Raw genomic sequence first — 8,918 nt, forward strand, 5'->3', positions numbered from 1 at the left:
CCAATGGCACATCGCCGTCCCCCACACCAACGGCGCCGCGCAGTCCTTCTGGTCCAAAACCCTCGCGCCCCAAAACCCCTATAGCCGGGACATCCATTTCGACGGCGACGACTGGCGCCTACACCAGTTCATCCCAAACTAGGCTCTCTTCACACGCTCGGCGTCATTCCCGCGAAAGCGGGAATCTCGCGCTCGACACTCACCCCCAAACAGAAAGGCCCGCATCACTGCGGGCCTTTCTCATTCTGTCCTGGTCCAAGATCACTCCGCCGCGTCGCGACGGTCGTCCTTTTCCTTGTCGCCGAGCCCTGCTTCCTTGCTCACGACATACTTCTTGCCGTCGGCATCGTCCGGAACTTCCACGGCCACGCCGTCGAAGCCGGCCGGTGCCGCAGTGGCCTTGCCGCGGAACGGGCTCGAGATCCACTGGCCGACGCTGGCAAAGTTCGCGCCCAGCCACTTGATCTGCTTCCACATCACGCTCGGCGCGGTGATCATCACCGGCACCATGATCAGCGTCAGCAGTGTCGAGAAGAACAGGCCCGAAACCAGCGCTGCCGAAAGGTGGATGAACCACGAGCCGGCCAGGCCACCGATGACGATTTCACGGCGGATGAAGTCGAACTCGACGTTGGCCCACATCGGGATAACGCCCAGCGCCGTCAGGAACGCGGTCAGCAACACGGGACGAACACGCTGGCTCACCGTCAGCAGCATGGCCTTGACGGGTTCCACGTGCTGGTGGCGGTTATAGTCATTGTAGGTGTCGATCAGCACGATGCCGTTCTTCACCACAATACCCGCCAGCGCCACGATGCCGAGACCGGTCATGATTGCCGAGAAGCTCATCCCCGTCGCCAGCATGCCCAAAAGCACGCCTGCCACCGACATGACCACCGTCGAGAGCGTCACCATCACCTGGTAGAAGCTGTTATATTCGAGCAGCAGGATGAAGAAGATCAGGGCCATTGCCATGCCCATCGCCGTGACGATGAAGGCATTGGCGTCGCCCATCTGCTCTTCGGCACCGCCGAAAGCGACATTGACGCTATCGGGGAAGCCCTGCTCGCCGATCCACTTCTGCAGCTCGGCCACCTTGTCGGCGGCATAGACGCCTTCAGGCAGGTTCACGAGGCCCGCGGCCACGTTCATCACGTAGACCTGGTTGCGGCGCTCGATATTGGCAACCTTTGGCACAGCCTGGCGATCGATGAAGTTCGAAACCGGGATCATGCCGTTCTGGGTGGCGATGCGCATGGAGTCGAGCGCGTCGAAGGTGCGCTCTTCCTTGGGCAGGCGAACGCGAATATCGAGTTCGTCGCCTTCTTCGTCGCGATAGGTGCCCAGCTTCACGCCATTGGTGATCAGCTGCACATAGGGGACGAGCTCACGCACGCCGATGCCATACTTGCCCGCTTCTGCACGATCGACAGTGATCTGCCAGTCGATGCCCGGGGAAGGGCGGCCGTCTTCGGCGTCGACAATCTCGGGCCAGGTGGCCAGATGATCGCGAATAGCCGCCACGACGGGCACCAGTTCGTCATAGTTTTTGCTTTCGACGCGCAGGTTGATGTCCTTGCCTGCCGGCGGGCCGTTCTCGACCGCCAGAACCTGGATATCGAGGCCGGCGATATTAGCGACACGACCGCGGATGTCGGCAAAGATCTGCTCTGCCTTGACGCGGTGGTTCCAGTTGACGAGCTGCAGCTGGAAGTTGCCGATCGTGTCAGGCGGCATGGTACCGGCGGCGCCGGTCGTGCCGAACTGCATGATCACGTCCTGGATGCCGTTGACCTGCAGGAGCTGGTCTTCGACCTCGATCAGCATGTCGCGGATTTCCTCGGGCGAGTAATTGCCCTGACCAACCACGGCGACAGTCGCGTATTCCGGTTCCGAGGCGGGGAACGCCTCCGTGCCGGTCGGGTTGGCGATATAGGTGGCAAAGATCACGACGATGATGCCGAAACCCACAGCCAGCGTCGGCACCGGCCAGGAGATCAGCTTCTCCATCATGCGCACGTAAAGCCCGGTCAGGCCCGTCACCTTCTTGGTGTCGAACTTGTCGGGATACATGACGATATCGGCCTTGGCCTTTTCCACCGGGTCGACATGGGTAGAGGCGATCACCGAGCCGATAACCGGCATGAAGATCAGGGCGGAAATGAACGAGGCGATCATGACGATGATCACGATCATCGGCAGATAGCTCATGAACTTGCCGATAATGCCCGGCCAGAACAGCAGCGGGATGAAGGCGCCAAGCGTCGTCGCCGTCGCACCCACCACGGGCACGAACATCTTGCGCATGGCCATGATGAAAGCTTCCTTCTTGGGAACCCCTTCCATCAGTTTTCGCTCGGCATATTCAACGACCACGACGGGGTCGTCGACGAGCACGCCCACCGCGATCACCAGCCCGAACATCACCATCATATTGATGGTCATGCCCAGCATTTCGGCCACGAGGAACGCCATCATGAACGAGAGCGGGATGGAGAGACCGATCATCAGCGCGGGGCGCAGGCCCAGCGTTGCGATACAGGTGATCAGCACCAGCGCCACGGCGGTCAGAACGGCCGCTTCCAGAGAGCGGAAGAGATTGGTCGTCGTTTCAGCCTGATCGAGGAAGAAGCTGTAGCCAACCCCGCTCCCCCAGCTTTCCGCCAGTTCGGCAGTGGTCGCGCGAATCTGGTTCGACACGTCGATGATATTGGTGCCGGCCTTCTTGGAAACGCCAAGGATCTGGGCCGGAGAGCCGTTCACCTGAGTATATTCGGTAGCGTCGGCAAGCGTGCGAGTGATGGTTGCCACGTCGCCAAAGGTGACGACGGTATTGCCATCGGTCTTGATCGGCAGGTCGTAAACGTCCTGCGCGGTCGAGATCATGCCCGGCACTTCGATATTGAACGAACCCTGTCCGGTGTTGAGCGTACCGCCGGGGACCACCATGTTGTTGCGCGCCAGCGCGTCAAACAACTGGCTGGCCGTCAGGCCATAGGTTTCGAGACGCAGCAGGTCGATGCGAACTTCGAGCTGTTCCTTGCGGGCGCCCGAAAGCTTGACTTCGCGGACGTCGCCCAGCGCTTCGAGCGCATCCTGCAACTGCTCGGCGCGGCGGTTGAGTTCCTTTTCAGGCGCCGTGCCATAGATCGCCACGGACATGACGGGACCGATAAAGTCGATTTCGCTGACCGTCGGGTCATCGGCATCGGCAGGCAACTTGGCCTTGATCGCGTCCATCTTGGCGCGCGTATCCTGCAGCGCCTGGTCCTTGTCGGTATTGATGTCGAACTCGAGGATCACCGACGCATGGCCGGTGGTCGAGGTCGAGGAGATATTCTGCAGCCCCGGCAGGTTCGCCAGTTCTTCTTCGGCCGGCTTTGCGAGCAGGTTTTCCGCGTCGCGCGGCGAAACGCCCGTCTGGCTGATCGAGACGTAGAGGTAGGGAACGTCGATGGCCGGGAAACTCTCCTTGGGCATGGAGAGATAAGCCGCCGTACCAGCCGCCAGGACGATCGCCATGACGGTGAGGACGACCCGTGGCATCCTCAGGATTTTCTCAATGAAGTCGAGCATGAAACTCGTCCTTAGCTGGCTGCGGTTTCGGTCGTCTTGGGAGCAGGGCTGGCATTCACGGCCTGTCCTGCAGTCACACCTTCCTGGCCGACGGTGATCACTTCGGTCACCGGGGGCAGGCCCGTCACCCAGACGCCCTGGCGGGTGTCGCTGACGATGGTCACTTCATGGAATGCCACGACGCCGTCTTCCACGGTCCGCACGCCGAGCGTGCCTTCGTCGTCAAGGGTCAGCACCGACTGCGGCAGCAGATGGCCCGGTGCAGCACCAAGATTGACCAGGGCTTCAGCGGTCACGCCATCCTTGATGGCAAAGTCGGCATTGGGGATTTCGATTTCGACCGGGAAGGCACGGGTAGCATTGTCGGCCTGCGAGGCAATGTAGGTCACCTTGCCCTCGACTGCCTGGCCCGTCACGGTCTTGATCGAAGCGACGAGACCGAGCTTGGCAAGGCCGATATGCTTTTCCGGAACCATGCCGGCAAAGATCATCGGGTCGAGCTGCACGATGGTGGCGCAGGCGCCGCCGGCGTTCAGCATCGAACCGGCAAGTGCCAACGGGTCCTGCACGAGGCCGGCCACCTTGGCGGTGATTTCGGTGCGGTCGAGTTCGGCCTTGGCATTGTCGAGACCGGCTGCAGCCTGGCTCACGCCTGCCTTGGCCTGGGCAAGGGCCACGTCGGCAGTGTTAGCGGTATTGGCAGCGGCAAGGCCCTTTTCGCGGAGGCCGGCATTGGTGTCGAAATTGAGCTGGGCCTGGGCAAGAGCGGCATTGGCCTGGTCGACACCGGCCTGAGCCTGAGAAACGGCGGCAACGCGCGTACCCTGGTCGAGCGTGCAGAGCAGGTCACCCACCTCGACGCGCTGACCCTTGGTCACGTGCACGGTGTCCACGGTGCCGGCGGTTTCGGCAACGGCAGTCACCGTCGCCTTGGCCTGAGTGCGGCCACGCAGCGGCACTTCGACCGGCATGGGCTGGGCGGTGAAAGTCTGCGTCCGCACGTCCGGCAACGGGGCATTGGAACCGGTCGTGGCTTCATTGCGTTGAGCAATGGTCAGGGCAGGGTCAGTCGCGGGCGCATGGTGCTCGGCCAGAACGCCGGCGTCTGCCAGTGCGTTGTGGACAGGTCCGTGCTCTTCGCCTTCGATGACGGAGATGATTGGCTTTTCGCCATTTCCGGGGCCGTTACCGCCCTGCACGAGGGTACCGGTGGTCAGCCAGGCGCCTGCTCCAAGCAGGATCAGCAGCGCCAGACCATAGGAAAACAATGCACGCATAGAATATCAGCCCCTTTTATTCCGCCGCGTCCTTGCGCTCGTCGGCTCGCGATAAGTTGATCAGTTCGTGCATATGGGTACGCAGATACTTCTCCGCAACGCCCAAAACTTCACGACCGTAATTGAGAACCCAGCAATCAGCCGGGCTGCATTCCTGTTCGGACCGCACCTGGTCCAGTTGCTGCCGCTCCGCGGTCATCCGGTCGAGGTGTTCCTTCACCCGTCCAGCGACCAGATCTTGCGGCAGGATGCTGACAAACCGTGCCAGTAGGAGAAACGGGCTGCGAAAAACATCTTCGCCCAGCGGCGCTGACAGTTCTTCGGCAAAAGCCTGACGTCCGGCATCGGTGATGGAATAGACTTTTCGTGCCGGCTTGCCGTCCTGCGGCACCGTGCGGCTGGTGACGAGACCATCCTCGTCGAGCTTGGCGAGCGCGGGATAGATCGAGCCGAAGCTGGCTTCCACGAAGTAGGCGAACTCGCCCTCGGTGCACATGCGACGGATATCATAACCCGTGGCTTCACCCTCGTAGAGCACCGATAGACAGAGCGTCCGCACGTTCATAAAGCACAATCCTCCCGGCACTATGCCGGTTCGATATATGCCGGGGCTATATATCTACAACCCCTGCTGCACAAGATTTACGAGGGTTGTGATCGTGCAGATCAGTTAAGCGTCTGTTGCATGACGCTTTTATTTTAAAGCATGTCTCCCCAAAGTGGTCCCGGTTTCGGGATAAAGACATGCGTCAAAAAGCTAGAGCAGCGTCTGCATCTCTTTTGCGGCCTTTTGTGCAAGCTCGAGGCTCGCCGCGGCCACAAAGTACGGATTGAGGAAGCTCAGCTCGTGCTTTCCGTAGCGCATCGGGGCGCCGTCCAGTGTTACCACGGCTCCGCCCGCCGCTTCCAGTACCGCCTGGCCCGCGGCAGTGTCCCATTCGCAAGTTGGGGTAAATCGCGGGTAAAGCTGCGCATCGCCGCGCGCCAGCAAACAGAACTTTAGCGACGACCCCACCGACACATCGCTTTCCACATCGAGCGTCTGGCAGAGCTTTTCGAGCGCCGCGTGCCCATGCGAGCGGCTCGCAACAATCCGCAACCGCGGCAGCCAACCAACACTGATCGCGCGCTTCTCCGTCACGACGCCATCGACCACCCGCCCGGTCCAGGCGCCATTGGCGTCGCCCACGAAAATCTCGCCGGTCACCGGCGCCAGCACCACGCCCATGGTCGGCTTGCCATGTTCCACAAGCCCGATATTGACGGTGAACTCGCCGTTGCGCTTGATGAATTCCTTGGTGCCATCGAGCGGATCAACAACGAAATAACGCTCGCCCAACACCGGCACGATGCCCGCCGCCACGCTCTCCTCGCCCAGAACCGGCAATTCTGTCGCCTTGAGTTGCGCGATAATCACCTCTTCCGCTGCCGCATCCGCCTCGGTCACCGGCGACCCATCCGATTTCGACACGACATGGATCGGCCGCGCATAAACATCGAGGATCACCGCCGCCGCTTCGATCGCAGCTTCGACTGCAAGATCGGTAATATCGCGCGGGGCAACGAGAACAGCACTATCGGTCATTTGGCCGGCTTTGTGGAGAAAGTCAGCGCGTCTTTACGCCTGTCTCAGCCGCGTGACAATCAAAGGAATTGTCGGCTCCATCGTCTCCCTCCCCTTGTGGGGAGGGATCAAGGGTGGGGGTCGGCAAACACCGGTGTTCGATCCTACCGCAACAACCCCTGTCCACCATCGATCCAAACCGGTGTCCCGGTAATGTGCCGCGACGCATCCGAAACCAGAAACAACACTGCCTCAGCCACATCCTCGGCCTTTCCCGGCTTGCCTCCGGTAATCGGAATATCGCCCTTCGGAAAGTGCACCGGTATCTCGGTCTTCTCCATCCCGCGCTTTTCCGTGTTCTCCCCGATCTCGCTCTCTATCGAACCCGGACAAACCGCATTGACCCTGATCCCCCTCGGCCCCAGTTCCAGTGCCAATTGCTGCGCCATCGCCACCTGCGCCGCCTTCGTCGCCGAATAAGCCGATGCCCCCGGCGTCGTAAACGTCCGCGTCCCATTGATCGACGAGACGATCACAATGGCCCCGCCACCCGCCGCCTCAAGCCGCGGCACCGCATGATGCAGCGTCAGATAGGTCCCGCGCAGGTTGACCGTAATCGTCTTGTCCCACTCTTCGGGCGTAATCTCTTCGATCGGCGCCCAGACCCCGTTGATCCCTGCATTGGCCACGACGATATCGAGCTTCCCAAACCGCTCGACCACCAGCGCCACGGCGCGCGCCATATCCCCGTCGTCCGAAATGTCCGCCGTAATGCTGATCGCCTTGCCGCCCTGGCCTTCGATCTCCGCCGCCACGGCATCGACCTCCTTCTTGGTGCGGCTCAACACCGCGACATTGGCGCCCTCCCGCCCCAAGAGCAGTGCCGCCGCCTTGCCGATGCCCGAACCCGCCCCTGTCACCAATGCGGTCTTGCCCGAAAGTGTCTGCATGTCGCCTCCTTGTTCGAAGGCACAACGCAAAGGGCGGCGCACGGTTGTCCCACGCCGCCGATTTCTTGAAGCACCCAAGACTTAGCGGGTCTTGTGGTCCTGCTCGATGATGGCATGCGTCAGGCTGCCGGTCGCCGGATAGAGCGGAATGAGGCAGGCCTGCAGCGCGTGATAAATATCCGGCTTGCCGACAAAAAGGTTCGAAGCTGGCGTCAGGTCTTCCTTCAATTCGCTCAGCCACCCGCCGCGCGCATGGTCGATCACATGATTTTCCGCATAGTCCCAAAGCTTGCGGTACCAAGCCTGGAAATAGGCGTCATTGTCATGCGCCGAAATATAGCTCGCCGCGCCGATCGCCTCGGCCACTGGCCACCAAAGCTTTTCGCGGATCGCCGGCTCGTCATTCCAGTCGAGCGTATAGAAGAAGCCGCCGTGAACCTTGTCCCAGCCAAGCTCGATCGAGCGCTGGAACAGGTTCCGCGCCGCATCGGTCATCCACGAGTGCTGCTTCTGCCCCAGTACCCAGAGCTGGTAGAGCAGGCGCGACCATTCGAGCCAATGGCCCGGCGTCGTGCCCGAGGGGCGGAACATTTCATTGGGATGGCGATAATTCTTGTCGACCACCCAGTACTCGTCAAAGTGCTCGGCGACGCGGTGGTCGAGCCGCACCGCATTCTTGCGGATGATCAGCTCGGCAATGCGCTCGGCCTTCTTGAGATAGGCCTGCTGCCCCGTAGCCTCATAAGCCGCCATCAGCGCTTCGGTCAGGTGCATATTGGAATTCTGACCGCGATAGCCGCGCACCTCGGTCCAATCCGCGCTGAATTCCTCGCGCACCGCCCCGACACTGTCGTCCCAGAACCGCTTCTCGATCACCTCGGTCGCATCGGCAATCACCTTGTCGGCCAGCGGATGCCCCACGAGCTTCGCGCTCGATCCGGCCAGCAGCACGAAAGCATGCCCATAAGCCTGCTTGGCACCATCGGTGACGCCGTTGTCATCGAGCGACCAGAAGTAACCGCCGCGCTTGTCGTCGCGATGCTTGTTCCAGAGGTAATTCATGCCATGGTCGATGATCTCGTCCGAGCCCGGCCGCCCGATCAGGCTCCCCACCACGGCGCAATGGATCATGCGCGTCGTCACATGGATCTGCCTGATCCCATTGTCCTCGCCGAGCGGCATTCCCTCGTCGTCGAGCTCAAAGAACCCGCCCTTGGGATTGATCGAGGCCGCTTCGAAAAAGTCGAAGAGATCATTGGCCTGCCGCATCAGATACTGGCGGTGAAAAGGGCGCTTCTGCCATGGGCTGGCATTGGTCTTGGGCAGAGAATTGGTGACGTCGCTCATCTTGGCTCCCGTCCGGCAGAAGAAAAGAGCCGGGCATCAAGAATGCTTCTAACGAGATCGTGGCAACGTTGCAAATTCTCGCCAGCCCACAGAGCAAATCCGCTCTAACCGTCGGACGCCATCTATATCGCATCGTCACCACCGGGCTTGTCCCGGTGGTCCATGCGGAGGCGAGATGGATTGCCGGGACAAGCCCGGCAATGA

Annotated in this window: 6 protein-coding genes; all 6 read right to left on the reverse strand. The window is 61.2% G+C overall.

Translation table 11 applies throughout. The features are described from left to right. Window positions 1–261: 261 nt before the first annotated feature. Window positions 262–3,576, reverse strand: a complete 3,315-nt coding sequence (locus ABW043_RS16450; protein ID WP_353922277.1) for an efflux RND transporter permease subunit — start codon at window positions 3,574–3,576, stop codon at window positions 262–264. Window positions 3,577–3,587: 11 nt separating this feature from the next. Then, window positions 3,588–4,853 carry an efflux RND transporter periplasmic adaptor subunit gene (locus tag ABW043_RS16455; RefSeq protein WP_353922278.1) on the reverse strand — a complete coding sequence of 422 codons (1,266 nt, stop codon included), beginning with the start codon at window positions 4,851–4,853 and terminating at the stop codon, window positions 3,588–3,590. A 16-nt stretch (window positions 4,854–4,869) separates the two neighbouring features. Next, window positions 4,870–5,418 carry a PadR family transcriptional regulator gene (locus ABW043_RS16460; protein ID WP_353922279.1) on the reverse strand — a complete coding sequence of 183 codons (549 nt, stop codon included), beginning with the start codon at window positions 5,416–5,418 and terminating at the stop codon, window positions 4,870–4,872. A gap of 192 nt (window positions 5,419–5,610) precedes the next feature. After that, complete coding sequence (cysQ, locus tag ABW043_RS16465) at window positions 5,611–6,438, reverse strand: 3'(2'),5'-bisphosphate nucleotidase CysQ (RefSeq protein ID WP_353922280.1); 828 nt, start codon at window positions 6,436–6,438, stop codon at window positions 5,611–5,613. Window positions 6,439–6,581: 143 nt separating this feature from the next. Further along, window positions 6,582–7,367 (reverse strand): SDR family oxidoreductase, encoded by a 786-nt coding sequence (locus ABW043_RS16470; RefSeq protein ID WP_353922281.1) that lies wholly within the window; start codon window positions 7,365–7,367, stop codon window positions 6,582–6,584. Window positions 7,368–7,448: 81 nt separating this feature from the next. Beyond that, window positions 7,449–8,714 (reverse strand): AGE family epimerase/isomerase, encoded by a 1,266-nt coding sequence (locus ABW043_RS16475; RefSeq protein WP_353922282.1) that lies wholly within the window; start codon window positions 8,712–8,714, stop codon window positions 7,449–7,451. Between the last annotated feature and the right edge of the window lie 204 nt (window positions 8,715–8,918).

It is taken from the genome of Devosia sp. (assembly GCF_040509215.1).
Classification (GTDB): domain Bacteria; phylum Pseudomonadota; class Alphaproteobacteria; order Rhizobiales; family Devosiaceae; genus Devosia.